The 15,266-nt window shown below is 70.6% G+C and carries 12 protein-coding genes and 1 pseudogene; 7 read left to right on the top strand and 6 right to left on the bottom strand.

Features of this window, described 5'->3' with window-relative positions; translation table 11 throughout:
* The first annotated feature begins 147 nt into the window (after positions 1–147).
* The 3 genes from xseA to ACF08M_RS19645 all read left to right on the top strand — a co-directional run bounded on the left by xseA (position 148) and on the right by ACF08M_RS19645 (position 2,737).
* The gene (gene xseA, locus ACF08M_RS19655; RefSeq protein WP_392186512.1) at positions 148–1,359 is read left to right on the top strand and encodes an exodeoxyribonuclease VII large subunit; all 1,212 of its coding nucleotides are present in this window, start codon (positions 148–150) and stop codon (positions 1,357–1,359) included.
* 211 nt (positions 1,360–1,570) lie between these two features.
* On the top strand, positions 1,571–1,837 hold the full coding sequence (locus ACF08M_RS19650) for an exodeoxyribonuclease VII small subunit (RefSeq protein ID WP_392186511.1): 267 nt from the start codon (positions 1,571–1,573) through the stop codon (positions 1,835–1,837).
* Positions 1,838–2,146: 309 nt separating this feature from the next.
* Entirely contained in the window at positions 2,147–2,737 is a 591-nt protein-coding gene (locus ACF08M_RS19645; protein ID WP_392186510.1) for a malonic semialdehyde reductase, read from the top strand.
* 148 nt (positions 2,738–2,885) lie between these two features.
* Here ACF08M_RS19645 and ACF08M_RS19640 read toward each other — a convergent pair whose 3' ends face one another.
* Positions 2,886–3,404 (bottom strand): DUF4245 domain-containing protein, encoded by a 519-nt coding sequence (locus ACF08M_RS19640; RefSeq protein WP_392186509.1) that lies wholly within the window; start codon positions 3,402–3,404, stop codon positions 2,886–2,888.
* A gap of 142 nt (positions 3,405–3,546) precedes the next feature.
* Here ACF08M_RS19640 and glpX point away from each other — a divergent pair, with 142 nt between their 5' ends.
* Positions 3,547–4,578 carry a class II fructose-bisphosphatase gene (glpX, locus tag ACF08M_RS19635; RefSeq protein WP_389794188.1) on the top strand — a complete coding sequence of 344 codons (1,032 nt, stop codon included), beginning with the start codon at positions 3,547–3,549 and terminating at the stop codon, positions 4,576–4,578.
* A gap of 226 nt (positions 4,579–4,804) precedes the next feature.
* On the opposite strand, the gene ACF08M_RS19630 is transcribed toward glpX, so the two are convergent.
* Positions 4,805–5,188, bottom strand: coding sequence for a WhiB family transcriptional regulator (locus ACF08M_RS19630; protein WP_392186508.1), 384 nt, complete (start codon positions 5,186–5,188; stop codon positions 4,805–4,807).
* A 237-nt stretch (positions 5,189–5,425) separates the two neighbouring features.
* Positions 5,426–6,094 carry a DUF1707 domain-containing protein gene (locus tag ACF08M_RS19625; RefSeq protein WP_392186507.1) on the bottom strand — a complete coding sequence of 223 codons (669 nt, stop codon included), beginning with the start codon at positions 6,092–6,094 and terminating at the stop codon, positions 5,426–5,428.
* Between the two features lie 208 nt (positions 6,095–6,302).
* Here ACF08M_RS19625 and ACF08M_RS19620 point away from each other — a divergent pair, with 208 nt between their 5' ends.
* Entirely contained in the window at positions 6,303–7,976 is a 1,674-nt protein-coding gene (locus ACF08M_RS19620) for a fumarate hydratase (RefSeq protein ID WP_392186506.1), read from the top strand.
* Between the two features lie 104 nt (positions 7,977–8,080).
* Here ACF08M_RS19620 and ACF08M_RS19615 read toward each other — a convergent pair whose 3' ends face one another.
* Together ACF08M_RS19615 and ACF08M_RS19610 are read right to left on the bottom strand one after the other, a co-directional pair.
* Complete coding sequence (locus ACF08M_RS19615; RefSeq protein WP_392186505.1) at positions 8,081–8,308, bottom strand: hypothetical protein; 228 nt, start codon at positions 8,306–8,308, stop codon at positions 8,081–8,083.
* A 655-nt stretch (positions 8,309–8,963) separates the two neighbouring features.
* Positions 8,964–10,592: an IS200/IS605 family accessory protein TnpB-related protein gene (locus tag ACF08M_RS19610; RefSeq protein WP_392186560.1), complete on the bottom strand. Its 1,629-nt coding sequence runs from the start codon at positions 10,590–10,592 to the stop codon at positions 8,964–8,966.
* A 119-nt stretch (positions 10,593–10,711) separates the two neighbouring features.
* Here ACF08M_RS19610 and ACF08M_RS19605 point away from each other — a divergent pair.
* Positions 10,712–11,785: pseudogene (locus ACF08M_RS19605) on the top strand (M18 family aminopeptidase); the annotation flags it as partial.
* Positions 11,786–11,957: 172 nt separating this feature from the next.
* On the opposite strand, the gene ACF08M_RS19600 reads toward ACF08M_RS19605, so the two are convergent.
* Entirely contained in the window at positions 11,958–13,487 is a 1,530-nt protein-coding gene (locus tag ACF08M_RS19600) for a ricin-type beta-trefoil lectin domain protein (RefSeq protein WP_392186504.1), read from the bottom strand.
* Positions 13,488–13,629: 142 nt separating this feature from the next.
* On the opposite strand from ACF08M_RS19600, the gene ACF08M_RS19595 reads away from it, so the two are divergent.
* Positions 13,630–15,054, top strand: a complete 1,425-nt coding sequence (locus ACF08M_RS19595; protein ID WP_392186503.1) for a class II fumarate hydratase — start codon at positions 13,630–13,632, stop codon at positions 15,052–15,054.
* Positions 15,055–15,266 lie beyond the last annotated feature (212 nt).

Raw genomic sequence — 15,266 nt, 5'->3', positions numbered from 1 at the left:
CGTGGCCCGTCGCGGAATGGCCAAGGGTGGACGCGGACCGTCGTGGGATGGCCAAGCGTGGGGTGGCCAAGGGGGGACACGGCCGGTCGTGGGCGTGGCTTCGTTGTGGACGGCCGGTTGTCGGTGGGGGCGGATACGCTCGCTCGCATGGCTCTCCAAACGTCCGCGGAAGCTCCGCTGCCCGTCGGTGATGTGTCGCGGCTCATCGGGGGATGGATCGACCGGCTCGGGGCGGTCTGGGTCGAGGGGCAGATCACCCAGCTGTCGCGGCGGCCGGGTGCCGGTGTGGTGTTCCTGACGCTGCGCGATCCGTCGCAGGACATTTCGGTGAGCGTGACGTGCTTCCGCCAGGTCTTCGACCGGATCGCGGATGTGGTGACGGAGGGGGCGCGGGTCGTCGTCCTCGCCAAGCCCGAGTGGTACGCGCCCCGCGGTCAGCTGTCCCTGCGGGCCACGGAGATACGGCCGGTCGGCATCGGTGAGCTGCTGGTCCGCCTTGAGCGGCTGAAGAAGTCGCTGGCCTCGGAGGGGCTCTTCGCTCTCGACCGGAAGAAGCCGCTGCCGTTCCTGCCGCAGCTGATCGGGCTGGTCTGCGGGCGGGCCTCGGCGGCCGAGCGCGATGTCCTGGAGAACGCGCGGCGGCGGTGGCCCGCGGTGCGGTTCGAGGTGCGCAACACCGCGGTGCAGGGGGTGCACGCGGTGAATCAGGTGGTCCAGGCCGTGAAGGAGCTGGACGACCTCCCGGAGGTCGACGTGATCGTCGTGGCGCGGGGTGGCGGCAGCGTGGAGGACCTGCTGCCGTTCTCGGACGAGCAGCTGATCCGTACGGTCGCCGCGTGCCGTACACCGGTGGTCTCGGCGATCGGTCATGAGCCCGACTCCCCTCTGCTCGACCTGGTCGCGGACCTGCGCGCCTCCACGCCGACGGACGCGGCGAAGAAAGTCGTGCCCGATGTGGGCGAGGAGCTGGACCGGGTGCAGCAGCTGCGGGACCGTGCGCTGCGGACCGTACGGGGGCTGCTGGACCGGGAGGAGCGCGGGCTGGCGCATGCGCTGGGCCGGCCCTCGATGGAGCATCCCCTGCGCATGGTGGACGAGCGGGCGGCGGAGATCGACGCGCTGATCGGGCGGGGGCGGCGGGTGCTGGGTCACCTGCTGGACCGGGCGGACTCGGAGCTCGCCCACACCCGGGCGCGGGTGGTCGCGCTGTCGCCCGCGGCGACGCTGGAGCGCGGATACGCGGTGCTGCAGCGGGCGGACGGTCATGTGGTGCGGGCTCCCGCGGACGCGGGGGCGGTCGGCGATGTGCTCCGTGCGCGGGTTTCGGGGGGCGAGTTCGCGGTGCGGGTGAGCGAATGAGCGGGGGTTCGCGGGGCGGAGGCCCGGCGCGCGGGGGTTCACGGGACGCAGGTCCGGCGCGCGGGGGTTCCCTGCGCGAGGCTTGCGTACCCGGGGCTGCCGTGCGCGGGCGGACGGGCCCGGAGCGCGGGGCCGGCAGCGATGGCGGACGAGACAGTGATGACGGACGAGATCGAAGGCTCCTGGCGGGGCGGAACGTAGGGTGGGGCGCATGACGGACGACGGGACCACGGCGGCTGGTGCCACGGGCACGCTCGGCTACGAGCAGGCACGTGACGAGCTGATCGAGGTGGTGCGCCGCCTGGAGGCGGGCGGTACGACACTGGAGGAATCCCTCGCGCTGTGGGAGCGGGGCGAGGAGCTGGCGAAGGTCTGCCGGCACTGGCTCGAAGGCGCGCGCGCACGGCTGGACGCGGCCCTGGCGGGGCCTGCCGGCCCGGCGGAGAACGGCGGCGGCCCGGCGGCCGACAGCGCCTGAGGCTTCCCCGGCCACGCCCGGTAGCCGGCGGGACCGCCCGGTCACGGGCGGCGCCCGTGTCGGCACCGTGCCCGGTCGGGCGGCGCCTGTCGGCGCGCTTGCCACGCCGCTGCGGCCCTGACGGAACGGAGCGTGTCCGCGAAGGCGTGAGAGGCCCGCACCAGGTGCAAACGACTCGCGTGGACGCAAGAGAGCCGCACTGTGGAACAGATCACTCCGCTCCCGTTTTAGTTGAAAGTTAACCTACCTCTCCCGTACGGTGATCGGCGTTGCTTGATCCCCTTGTACGCCCGGAAGGTAATACGCACGATGTCGCTCGTTCTTGACCCCGCCGCCCAGGACCTCCTCTTCCGCGAGGCCCGCACCGCCAACACCTTCACCGACGAGCCGGTGACCGAGGAGCAGGTCCAGGCGATCTACGACCTGGTCAAGTACGGCCCCACCGCGTTCAACCAGTCGCCGCTGCGCGTCGTCCTGGTCCGTTCCGACGAGGGCCGCGCGCGTCTCGTCAAGCACATGGCCGAGGGCAACCGGCCCAAGACCTCGACCGCCCCGCTGGTCGCCATCCTGGTCGCCGACAACGAGTTCCACGAGGAGCTCCCGGCCCTGATGCCGCACTTCCCGCAGGCCAAGGACGCGTTCTTCTCCGAGCGTCCGGTCCGCGAGTCGTCCGCCGCGCTCAACGGCGCACTGCAGGCCGCGTACTTCATCATCGGCGTCCGCGCCGCCGGCCTGGCCGCCGGCCCGATGACCGGCTACGACGCCGCGGGCATCGAGAAGGAGTTCCTGGACGGCGACCACAAGGTGCTGATGGTCGTCAACATCGGCAAGCCGGGCGAGGACGCCTGGTTCCCGCGTCTGCCGCGCCTCGCCTACGACGAGGTCGTCACGACCGTCTGACCGTCTCCGTGCGTATCGAGAAAGGCCCTGGAGCGGCACCGCCCACCGCAGTGCTCCAGGGCCTTTCTCCGTACATCGCCGCATCCACCACACGGCGTCACGTCGCATGTGCCGTCAGGACACGCACGGCCTCATACCGCGCATGACGTCAGGACGACTTGAGCGCGGCCGCCATCTCCGCCAGCCGCTCCGGCGAGGCGGACCCCGTGACCACCGTGGTCGCGCCCTCGTCCTGGCGCACCAGGGCGTCGTACTTGTCGCCCTTCCAGTGCTGCCACGTCTCGCCCGCGACCTCCCGCGTACGCCCGGTGTTCCTGGCGTCCTGGCTGACCTCGGTCACATACTTCTTCGCCGGTGACGTGGACTGCTCCACGGCGACGTACTTGCCCTCCGGGTCGAGGAATCCCAGGTGCCAGCTGTTGCCGGCCTTGCGGTCGTAGCTGACGGAGGTCGGCTTCCATTCCTTGGCCAGTCCGTCCGGGGCCTCCACCGGATACGGTGCCGCGCGCCGCGCCGTCAAGAGCTCCACCCGGTAGTCGATCGCCTCGACCGGGTTGGCGTTCTCGTCATGCGGAACGAAGATGTAAACAACCCCTGCCGCGGCGGAGATCACCGCCATCGACAGGAACATGTCCCGCACTGTCTGCTTGCCTCGCTTGCTAGCCACGGGTCCATGGTCGCATCAGACCCACTGGGTCCGATTCCGGGGGCAGCCGCTCATAAGTGACCCGGTCTGCTCATTTTGTCGACCTGACGATAGAGTCACAGCACCCTCTTCCGGTCGTCGTCGTACAGAAAGGTGCGCTCCGATGTCCGAGCATCATCTGCCGTCCCAGCTTGAGGTCTCCCCGGAGGCCCCCGACCGCAACCTCGCCCTGGAGCTGGTCCGGGTCACCGAAGCCGCCGCCATGGCAGCGGGGCGCTGGGTCGGCCGTGGCGACAAGATCGGCGCCGACGGCGCCGCCGTGAAGGCCATGCGGACCCTCGTCTCCACCGTCTCGATGAACGGCGTCGTCGTCATCGGCGAGGGCGAGAAGGACGAAGCGCCCATGCTGTTCAACGGCGAGCGCGTCGGCGACGGCACCGGTCCCGAGGTCGACATCGCCGTGGACCCGATCGACGGCACGACCCTGAACGCCAAGGGCATGCCGAACGCGATCGCCGTGCTGGCCGCCGCCGACCGCGGCGCCATGTTCGACCCGTCCGCGGTCTTCTACATGGACAAGCTGGTCACCGGCCCCGAGGCCGCCGAATTCGTCGACATCAACGCGCCCGTCTCGGTGAACATCCGCCGTGTCGCGCGGGCGAAGAACTCCGCCCCCGAGGACGTCACCGTCGTCGTCCTCGACCGCCCCCGCCACGACGGCATCGTCAAGGAGATCCGGGAGACCGGCGCCCGGATCAAGTTCATCTCCGACGGTGACGTCGCGGGCTCGATCATGGCCGCCCGCGAAGGGACCGGCGTCGACCTGCTGATGGGCATCGGCGGCACCCCCGAGGGCATCATCTCGGCCTGCGCCATAAAGTGCCTCGGCGGCGTCATCCAGGGCAAGCTCTGGCCGAAGGACGAGGCCGAGCGGCAGCGCGCGCTGGACGCCGGGCACGACCTGGACCGGGTGCTGTCCACCGACGACCTGGTCAGCGGCGACAACGTGTTCTTCGTCGCGACCGGCATCACGGACGGTGAACTGATGCGCGGCGTGCGATACCGCGCGGAGACGGCGACCACCGAGTCGATCGTCATGCGGTCCAAGTCCGGCACCATCCGGAAGATCGACTCGACGCACCGGCTGTCGAAGCTGCGCGCCTACAGCGCGATCGACTTCGACCGCGCGAAGTAGCCCCCGTCCCCGGGGTCCGGGGAGAGGAAAGCGAAGAGACGCCCCCATGTGCGGTGGGGGCGTCTCTTCGCTCTGTACGGAACGTGCGACGGGTACGGACGTGCGATGGGTACGGACATGTGACGGGTACGGACATGTGACGCGTACGGGCCTGCACGGATGTGCAGTGACACGGAGGGACCGGTCCGGCTCCCGGCACTCGCCGGGATGCCGAGGTCCTGGCCGGTCAGCCCGCCGCCGCGACCCGGCCCGCCGTGCCGGAGGACGCGGATGACGCCTTGAGCTCCATCTCGCGTCGTCTGCGACGGGCGAGAACCACCCGGCGTTCGGCGGCGGTGAGGCCACCCCACACCCCGTACGGTTCCGGCTGCATGAGGGCGTGCTCCTGGCATTCGACCATCACCGGACAGCGCGCGCAGACCCGCTTCGCGGACTCCTCGCGCGCGAGTCTGGCAGCAGTCGGCTCCTTCGACGGGGCGAAGAACAGCCCGGCCTCGTCCCGGCGGCACACCGCCTCCGAGTGCCAGGGGCCGGCCTGGTCCTCCCGAGCAGGGGTGCGCTGGGGAGGGACAGCGGCGACCTGCAGGGGCTGATGCGGCAGTTGCAGCACGGTCTACTCCTGACGACGGCTTCGCGAGCGAGAGACGATGCAGCACTCCCTACCCGCTGTGCGTGCGCCTATGCACTGAGTGCTCCCGGTTCCGGGCCACGGAATTGCCGCCGGTCAGGAATATGGCTTGTTTTCGAAGCAGTTCGAAGGAGTTCAGAGAGGTTCGGAGGAGTTCGGAGGACTTCGGAAGAGTTCGCAGGCATGGAGAAGCGGAGAAGCGGGCGGCACGCGCGACTCCTAGCCGAGATATTTACGCAGCCGGTCCTGGAGGTCCGCGATGAACTTCCCCCGCTTGGGCTTCGCCTCGACGCTGCCGAACACCGAATAGCCATTGACGACGACCACCGGCGCTTCGGGGTCGGCGGATTCCAGTGTGGCGACTTCGAAACTGCCGAAGACGCCCGTACCACTGCCGCGCAGGGAGATGTTCTCGGGGACCTTGATCTCGACGCTGCCGAAGATGGACGTCGCGTTGATCACCGTGAGCCTCTGGCCGAAAAGAGCCTCGGTCAGATCGATCTCCACACCGCCGAAGAGGGCGAAGGCGTTCGTACGGCCGCCGACCCGCCAACGGCCCCTGCGGGTGGAGCTGCTGAAGATCGCCACCAGGTTCTCGGCGGGACCCGTCGGCCCCTCCTGACCGGACCCACCCGTGCCGGGTGCGGCGGCCGGGCGCGAGGCACCCGACGGCGCGGGCAGATCCCGTACCAGCGGTTCGAGTTCACCGACGGTCTTGGCGCGGTAGACCGCGTCGACCCGCTCGGCATGCTCCTCGGCGGTGAGCCGGCCCTCGGCCATGGCCTCGCGCAGGATGTCCGCGATCCGGTCGCGGTCCGCGTCGGAGGCGCGGATACCGGCCGGCTCCGCCGGGGCTACGGGCTGCTGGGGGTGCTTTTCGAGGTCCACCGACCCAGCGTACCCAAACGCGATAGATCGCGACTAGCCCCCGCCCCGCCCCCGCCGTGTCGCCCCTCGCTCCGTCCCCGCGCCGTCGCCGCGCGGATGCCCGACTGAGCCTTACCTCACAGCCTTGGTGTCCGTGGGGCGTTCTACCCTGGTGGATGCGCTGTCCAAGGGAGGTCAGCCACTGTCTGCCGAGTGAGGAATGGCCGTAATGCCAGAGTTTGCGTACTCCGATCTGCTCCCTCTGGGAGAGGACACCACGCCCTACCGTCTGGTGACCTCCGAAGGCGTCTCCACCTTCGAGGCCGACGGTCGTACGTTCCTCAAGGTCTCCCCGGAGGCACTGCGCACCCTGGCCGCCGAGGCCATGCACGACATCTCCCACTACCTGCGCCCCGCCCACCTGGCGCAGCTGCGGCGGATCGTGGACGACCCCGAGGCGTCGTCCAACGACAAGTTCGTGGCGCTCGACCTGCTGAAGAACGCGAACATCGCCGCCGCGGGTGTCCTGCCGATGTGCCAGGACACCGGCACCGCGATCGTCATGGGAAAGCGCGGGCAGAACGTACTCACCGAGGGCGGTGACGAAGAGGCCCTGTCGCACGGCATCTTCGACGCGTACACCAAGCTCAACCTCCGCTATTCGCAGATGGCTCCGCTCACCATGTGGGAGGAGAAGAACACCGGCTCGAACCTTCCGGCACAGGTCGAGCTGTACGCCACGGACGGCGGCGCGTACAAGTTCCTCTTCATGGCGAAGGGCGGCGGCTCGGCCAACAAGTCGTTCCTCTTCCAGGAGACGAAGGCCGTGCTGAACGAGGCCTCCATGATGAAGTTCCTGGAGGAGAAGATCCGTTCGCTGGGTACGGCCGCCTGCCCGCCGTACCACCTGGCGATCGTCGTCGGCGGTACGTCGGCCGAGTTCGCGCTGAAGACCGCGAAGTACGCCTCCGCGCACTACCTGGACGAGCTGCCCGCCGAGGGCTCCCCCACGGGGCACGGCTTCCGGGACAAGGAACTGGAGGAGAAGGTCTTCGAGCTGACGCAGAAGATCGGTATCGGTGCCCAGTTCGGCGGCAAGTACTTCTGCCACGACGTGCGTGTCGTCCGCCTCCCCCGCCACGGCGCCTCGCTGCCCGTGGCCATCGCCGTCTCCTGCTCGGCGGACCGTCAGGCCACCGCGAAGATCACCGCCGGGGGTGTCTTCCTGGAGCAGCTGGAGAAGGACCCGGCGCGCTTCCTGCCCGACACCACCGACGAGCACCTCGACGAGGCGGGGGACGGGGATGTCGTGAAGATCGACCTCAGCCGGCCGATGGACGAGATCCTCGCCGAGCTGACCAAGTACCCGGTGAAGACCCGGCTCTCGCTCACCGGTCCGCTGGTCGTGGCGCGCGACATCGCGCACGCCAAGATCAAGGAGCGGCTGGACGCGGGTGAGGAGATGCCGCAGTACCTGAAGGACCACCCGGTCTACTACGCGGGCCCGGCCAAGACGCCCGAGGGGTACGCCTCCGGTTCCTTCGGTCCGACGACGGCCGGCCGTATGGACAGCTACGTCGCGCAGTTCCAGGCGGCCGGCGGCTCGAAGGTGATGCTCGCCAAGGGCAACCGGTCCCGGCAGGTCACCGACGCGTGCGACGCCCACGGCGGTTTCTACCTGGGCTCGATCGGCGGCCCGGCGGCGCGTCTCGCGCAGGACTGCATCAAGAAGGTCGAGGTCGTCGAGTACGAGGAGCTCGGCATGGAAGCGGTGTGGAGGATCGAGGTGGAGGACTTCCCCGCGTTCATCGTCGTCGACGACAAGGGCAACGACTTCTTCACCGAGCCCGCCCCGGCACCGACGTTCACCAGCATTCCGGTACGGGGCCCGGGTCTCGCCTGACGGGTCGTCGGGACATCCCCGAGCCGCCTTCCCGCGGGGGCGTTCCGGCCGCATCGCACCGGCCGGGGCGCCCCCGCGGGCCGTTCCCGCCCCCGCGGGGGTGGCTAGATCGTCCGCTGCCGGATGCCCCGTCGCAGATTGCGCAGGTCCCGGGGGAGCGACTCCTCCAGTATGTGCACGGGACGGCCGCCGCCGGGGTGAGCGGTGCGGACCTCCTCACGGCAGCCGGCGACGCCGGCTTCGAGCGCCTTGCCGATCACGGCCTCACCGGAGAGCCGGGCGAGGGCGGGCGGTTCGAACCGGTGCACATCGGCGTACAGGCCCTCGAACACGGCCAGCGCGGCACGGGCCGAACGCAGCGTGCGGCGCTGCCGGGCGATCGCTCCTCGTGGTCGGCGTGCTGTTCCTGATCCGGGTGGCGGGGTTGCGCCGGGCGATCGCGTACCCGCTCCCCGCTCCGGCGCCGATCGCAACGGGCAGGTGCCGTGAGGGTTCACGTACGACGGGTTCACATGCGACGGGTTCACGTGCGACGGGTTCACGTGCGACGGGTTCACGTGCGACGATATTCAGCCAATTTTCGGCCCGTCCCGGCGCAACCGGCCGCCCGGCCCCGTACGGGTGCGTCGGGCGTGGATGTGCGGTCGGCGCCGGTGGTCCACGGCGCGTGCGCGGTACGGGTCGCGGGTGCCCGCGGTGCCCGGCGCGACGGGAGGACGGGCGCGGGCGGCGTCCCGGAACCGGATGCCGCCCGTCCACACCCTCAAGTACGCCTTCCGCGACGCCTCCGGTACGGACCCCGGACACCCCCGCCACCCCGGATCCCGGTGCCGCGGCGGCCGATCCGGCACCGCAGCTTTCACGCAGCCGGCCGCGCCGCGGGCTTGCACCGCGCCGGGCCGCTGCGGTGGATTGTCGAACGTTCCTGACGTACTCCCCCGACGCGGGAAACAGCCCTGGGGATCCAGGAACCGGACGTCACCGTTCCTAGCCAGTGTGCATGAGTGGGTCCTGGACCCAATCATGTGTGCTGGGCGCGTCCCGAACGGTGTTGGATGCGCTGGGTTGCCGCTTTCTCGTCCCGTTCGGCAGCACGCCTCCAGGGGCGTGGTCCGTGGCGGGTGGGCGGGTTCCCTCACGCCCCCGGGTGCCCGGTTCGGCCTGGGCGGTCCGATGCCCCGCACGATCTCTCCGGTCGTGTGGGGGCGGTGCCGTCCGACGCCGGACCGGGTGTCCGAGGGCGCGTCGTCCGATCGCGATGCCGGCGGCATCGTGACGGGACATCTTTCGCTTGGGGGTGGCCAGTGGTTTCTGCCAGTGCTGGGCACCCCACACGCTGGTGTAGGCGGGGTCGACCGCGACAATGCTCAGGCCCTGCTCCGCGGCCATGGAGACCAGCCGGGCCCTGAGCTTGCCGGTCGGGATGCCGGAGATCAGCTGCCTGAACCGTTTCCTGCGGCCGTGCTTCTCCTGGGTCTTCTCGGTGGTGAAGTCGAGGTCCTCGATGCCGATCGCGGCAACACCGGCCTGCTTGGCCCAGTTGATCAGGCGGGTCAGTGCGTGGCGGATCTGGGCATCGCGGTGAGCGGTGGTGCCGGACAGGTCGTAGAAGAAGTGCCGGGGCTCGCCTGTGGGGTTGCCGTACGGGTCGAGGTGGTAGGCGGCGAAGTGGTCGGCGTTGGTGTCGACGCCGACCATGCCCCGGGCGCGGGCGGTGGCCAGCGGGATCGTCTGGACGGCGGGGCGTTGCCAGGACGCGGTGAGGTACCAGCGGCCACGGCCGGTGTCGAGGTGGATGCGGTAGGCGACGGCCCGGTTCGCGGTGATGCGGTCGGCCCACTCCACGCCCCGGTGCGCAAACCTTACGGTCGAGGCGAGGGTGTACCGGCCGTGCTTGGCGTTGGCGAGGTGGGAGAGCGGGGCGGGCAGTTTGATGCTGATCTCGCCGTCCGGGGTGACGCGGATCGTCTCGTTCCCGAACCGTTTCCCGGACTCGCCGTCCGCGGCAAGAAACCAGCGCTCCGCCTCCCAGCGCTCCCGCCACTGCTCCTCGGTCAGCCGGGCCTGGGCGAGGTGGTGGCGGGTGTTGAGAAGACGCTTGCCACCCCGCACGACCCGGACGCGTCCGGCCTGCCGGTCACGGACCGCAGCATCATGCCGGGCTTCCAGCGCCGCGAGACGGCGGGACTTGTGGAACCACTCACCCCTGGACCGGTAACCACCCGGGGCCCGCTTCGTTCCCGGCGCGCCGACGGGGAGGGACAGGCGGTGCCGCAGCGCCCTGATCCCGGCCTCCAGCGTCTGGACGTGCGCCGCCTGGCAACGCCGGGCCAGCGCCCACTGATCGTGCGTGGCCTTGGTGATCGCACCCGCGATCCGCGACGACGACTGTACGGTCAGGTCCCGCTTACGCGACGCCCAGGTCTGCGCACTGTGCTCCAGTCCACCCGCACAACGGGCCTTCAGATCACGGGAAGCCAGACGGCCCTGGTGCTCACCGACCGCACGCAGAACCTCCTCGTCCCGGGGCGTGAGGTGCTTGAGACGGTCCCGGACCGCCACCCCGCACGGCCCGGCCACCACGAACGGCGCCGCCAACTCCCGCACACCACCCACCACAAACCCCCACCCCCAAGGCCGGACACCCACCACCCAGCCCAACGAGCACCAACCGCAAAGGTCACCCATTCGACCCCAGAACCCCCGTTCCCACCCCACGAACCCACCGCCAGGACCCACCCCTGCTCACCACAACCCACTTCAACGCAGCAAACCGACAGCAGCCCACCACCCCCGACACCGGGTCGGCGGGCTGGCGGCAGATCGCCGTGGAGGTCTACGGCGGCGTTCCATTGAACACCTGGCTCGACCGCGATCTGGGCATCTCCGGACGGCTCGCGCTGCGCGGCCCGGGCGGCGGCGTCGAGTCCCGGCTCGTCCAGATCGACGAACCGTTGCTGCGGGTGCCCCAGTTGGCCATCCACCTGGACCGCACGGTCAATGAGGGGCTCGCCCTGGACCGGCAGCGCCATCTCGCCCCGCTGTGGGCGCTCGGGGCGCCCGAGGAGGGTGCGCTGCTGCGCCGGGTCGCGGCGGCCGCGGAGGTGGAGCGGGGCGACATCCTCGGCTGGGACCTGATGCTCCACGACATCCAGCCGCCCGGATATCTCGGCGCGGACCAGGAGTTCGTGGTGTCCGCGCGGCTGGACAACCTGGTTTCGGTGCATGCGGGTGTCACGGCCCTGGTGGCCGCGGCGACCGCGGCCGAGGAGCCCTCGTACATCCCCGTCGTGGCGGCCTTCGACCACGAGGAGGTCGGCAGCGGTTCGGACACCGGGGCGCAGAGCCCGCTGCTGGAACGCGTCCTCGGCCGGGCGGTCGCCGCGCGCGGCGGCAGCTCCGAGGACTGGTCCCGCGCCCTGTCCGGTGCCTTCTGCGTCTCCGCCGACATGGCACACGCGGTCCACCCCAACTACGCCGAACGGCACGACCCGGGCCACCAGCCGCTGCCCAACGGCGGTCCCACGGTCAAGGTCAACGTCAATCAGCGGTACGCCACCGACAGCACCGGCATGGCGGTGTTCACGGCGGCGTGCGAGCGGGCGGGGGCACCGTGGCAGCCGTTCGTCTCCAACAACGCGATGCCGTGCGGCACGTCGATCGGCCCGCTCACCGCGGCCCGGCTGGGTGTCACGACGGTCGACGTGGGGGTGCCGGGGCTGTCCATGCACTCGGCGCGTGAGCTGTGCGGGGCCGCGGACCCCGGTCATCTGGCCGCTGTCCTGGGCGCGTTCATGACGTCCGGCTGACGCACCGGCCGGGGCGGAGGGACGAGGGCGGCCGGGGCGGAGGGACGAGGGCGGCCGGGGCGGAGGGGCGGGGGCGGCCGGGGCCACGCACCCGAGGGGGAGGGGCGGGGGCGGGGTCGGTCCTGGCCGCCCGGACCGAGACCGGCCCGCCCCTCCCCCTCGCGGGACGCGGTTACGCGAACCGTTGCTTCGCGCTGCCGTCGCAGGTCTGCAGCTTCAGCGGGTCCTCGGCCGCCGCGAGCGTGAGGCACAGCCCGGTGGCGGCCGCCGGACGCACGGTGCCCGACTCCTTGACGAACTGCTGGTTGGCCGCGCCGGAGCAGTTCCACAGGATGAGCGCGGCGCCCGCCCTGTAGTCGGCGCCCGGCACGTCGAGGCACCGGTCGTGGCCCAGCTCGGTACGGAGGTTCTTCGTGCCGGAGTCGTACCACCAGCCCTGGTTGCGGCCGCCGTGGCAGTCCCAGCCGCCGATCCCGGTGTCCTTGCGGGTCACCGAGGCGGGAACGTCCACGCAGGTGCCCGTGGCCTCGTTCTTCAGGGGCCTGAAGACGTCGTCCCACGCCGCGGCCTCCAGCACCGGCTGCCCGGTGCTCGCCGGATCGGCGCAGCTCGCCTCGCGCAGGTTCGAGTGGTAGATCTGGGTCAGGCAGGACGCGAAGGCGCCGTGCCCCCGCTCGTTCGGGTGGAAGGACTGCCGGACGGAGTTGGAGTCCGGCGGGAAGTGCGACAGGTCGATGGAGAGGCCGCGGGCCCAGGTGTTCTCGCTGCAGACCTCGTGGCCGTGGAAGAGCCGGGAGTTGTCGAGGTAGACGGCCCGGGTGTCGGCGGCGGCCCTGCGCATACCGCGTTCGAAGGCGGGGACCGCGACGTTGCGGCCCCAGGCGGCGTCGGAGTCGTAGCCGGCGCAGCCGCCGGGAAGCTTGCCGGGGAAGTCCGGGTTGTCGTAGAAGTCCGGTCCGATGGGGCTCGGGTAGCCCATGACCACGAGCTTGTAGTCGCCGTTGGTGTATCCGGCGTCGGACATGACGGTCTTCAGGTCGCGCACCGTCTTCTCGACCTCGGGCACGAGTCCGTCGACGCGCGCCTGCCAGCCGCCCTCGTACTGCGGCCGGCAGGTCCCCTGGGAGAGCACCCAGCGCTGGACGCAGTCCGTCATCACCGGGCCGAACTGGAGGTCGTCATTGGCGCCGGCGACCAGCACGATCATCTTGATGCGGGTGTTGCGCGCCTTGATGGCGAGGTTGTCGCTCTGCACGAGTTCGTCGGCGTACTGCTTCGAACCGCCGATCACGATGTTGCCGGTGTACGCGCCGGAGCAGGAGACGTTGTACGTGACGTCGGCCGGGATGCCGGTGCGGTGGATGGCGGAGTCGGGCGAGCGGTGGCACCAGTTGTCGGGGCCGTCGGTGCCCGCCTCGTACGTGCCGACGCCCTCGCCGGAGATCTCGCTGTCGCCGAGCGAGATCAGCCCGGTCTTGCGGTCGGCGAGCGGGCGCTCGGCCGGGTCGCCGTACAGCCGGGTGGCTTCGGCGGCGCGGATGGCCTCCAGTTCGGGCGAGAGGGGGGTGGATGCGGTAGTGGTGGTACCGGGCCGGTCCGCCGCACCCGCCGGTCCTGCGGCGGCGGCCATGCCGCCGAATGCCGCCGCCATGGCCGCGGCGGCCGCGACCGTACTGCGAAGTCTGTGCCTGGTGCGCCTCATTGCGCCTCCCCGGGTTGCTGCACGGGGGTACGGGGGTCGTCCCCCGGGGAAATGCAGCACCCCCGGTATTTACTGGCCGGTAGGCAACTTGGGAATACACAGAACGAGACAAGTGCTCAACTTTTTCAGGAGGTTGAACCCCATGGACGACGCACAGGCCACCGCACAGCCCCCCGCGGACGGCACGGATTTCCGCATCGAGCACGATTCGATGGGCGAGGTGAGGGTGCCCGCGAACGCCAGGTGGCGGGCCCAGACGCAGCGCGCGGTGGAGAACTTCCCGATCTCCGGGCAGCGTCTGGAGCGGGCCCACATCGAGGCCCTGGCCCGGATCAAGGCGGCCGCTGCCAAGGTGAACGCCGAACTGGGAGTGCTCGACCCGGATATCGCCCTGGCCGTCCAGGAGGCCGCCGAGGAGGTCGCCGGCGGCCGCTGGGACGCCCACTTCCCGATCGATGTCTTCCAGACCGGGTCCGGCACCTCGTCCAACATGAACACCAATGAGGTCGTGGCCACCCTCGCCACCGAACGCCTGGGCCGCGAGGTCCATCCCAACGACCACGTCAACGCCTCGCAGTCGTCCAACGACGTCTTCCCGTCCTCCATCCACATCGCCGCCACCGCCGCCGTCACCGGCGAGCTGATCCCGGCACTGGACCATCTGGCCACCGCGCTGGAGCGCAAGTCCGCCGAGTTCGCGACGGTCGTGAAGTCGGGCCGTACGCATCTGATGGACGCCACACCCGTCACCCTGGGCCAGGAGTTCGGCGGCTACGCGGCGCAGATCAGGTACGGGATCGAACGGCTCCGCGCGTCCCTCCCCCGCCTCGCCGAGCTGCCGCTGGGCGGCACGGCCGTCGGCACCGGCATCAACACCCCGCCCGGCTTCTCCGCCGCCGTCATCGCCGAGGTCGCCCGCGTCACCGGGCTGCCGCTCACCGAGGCCAGGGACCACTTCGAGGCACAGGGCGCGCGGGACGGGCTCGTGGAGACGTCCGGCCAGCTCCGCACCCTCGCCGTCTCGCTCACCAAGATCTCCAACGATCTGCGCTGGATGGCGTCCGGGCCGCGCACCGGCCTGGCCGAGATCAGCCTGCCCGACCTCCAGCCCGGCTCGTCGATCATGCCGGGGAAGGTGAATCCGGTCATTCCCGAGGCCGTCCTGATGGTCGCGGCCCAGGTGATGGGGAACGACGCGACGGTCGCCGTCGCGGGCGCGGCGGGCAACTTCGAACTGAATGTGATGCTGCCGGTCATCGCGAAGAACCTGCTGGAGTCGGTACGGCTGCTGGCCAACGTCTCCCGGCTGCTCGCGGACCGCACGGTGGACGGGATCACCGCGAACGCGGAGCGGGCCAGGGAGTACGCGGAGTCCTCGCCGTCCGTCGTCACCCCGCTGAACAAGTACATCGGCTACGAGGAGGCGGCGAAGGTCGCCAAGAGGTCCCTGGCCGAGCGCCGGACGATCCGCGAGGTGGTGCTGGCCTCGGGATACGTCGAACGCGGCGATCTCACGGTGGAGCAGCTCGACGAGGCACTGGACGTGCTGCGTATGACCCGCCCGTGATACGCCTCGCGGCGCGGGGGCCGCGGCAGATCCTGGGCCGACCGGCACGGGGAGGACGGACACCGCCCTCCCCGTGCCGGTCGGCCTAAGGGCTGTCCCGTAATCCCTGGTGGATCAGCGCGCGGCGTCAGATGCGGTGCATCGCAAGGCTGAGGGACGTCCGCATACTGGATGTATTCGGACATTCCGACAACGCGGCGAGGATGGGGCCT

It is taken from the genome of Streptomyces sp. NPDC015032, from assembly GCF_043080425.1.
GTDB lineage: Bacteria > Actinomycetota > Actinomycetes > Streptomycetales > Streptomycetaceae > Streptomyces.
The sequence above is the reverse complement of the archived record's forward strand: the minus strand, read 5'-3'. Positions and strand labels throughout refer to the sequence as shown.

What these genes read in the sequence shown, in the direction of transcription:
- ACF08M_RS19645 (WP_392186510.1), top strand. Translation starts at nt 2,147, where the DNA reads ATGTCGCTCGTTCTTGACCCCGCCGCCCAGGACCTCCTCTTCCGCGAG.
- ACF08M_RS19600 (WP_392186504.1), bottom strand. Translation starts at nt 13,487, where the DNA reads ATGAGGCGCACCAGGCACAGACTTCGCAGTACGGTCGCGGCCGCCGCG.
- ACF08M_RS19620 (WP_392186506.1), top strand. Translation starts at nt 6,303, where the DNA reads ATGCCAGAGTTTGCGTACTCCGATCTGCTCCCTCTGGGAGAGGACACC.
- glpX (WP_389794188.1), top strand. Translation starts at nt 3,547, where the DNA reads ATGTCCGAGCATCATCTGCCGTCCCAGCTTGAGGTCTCCCCGGAGGCC.
- ACF08M_RS19595 (WP_392186503.1), top strand. Translation starts at nt 13,630, where the DNA reads ATGGACGACGCACAGGCCACCGCACAGCCCCCCGCGGACGGCACGGAT.
- ACF08M_RS19650 (WP_392186511.1), top strand. Translation starts at nt 1,571, where the DNA reads ATGACGGACGACGGGACCACGGCGGCTGGTGCCACGGGCACGCTCGGC.
- xseA (WP_392186512.1), top strand. Translation starts at nt 148, where the DNA reads ATGGCTCTCCAAACGTCCGCGGAAGCTCCGCTGCCCGTCGGTGATGTG.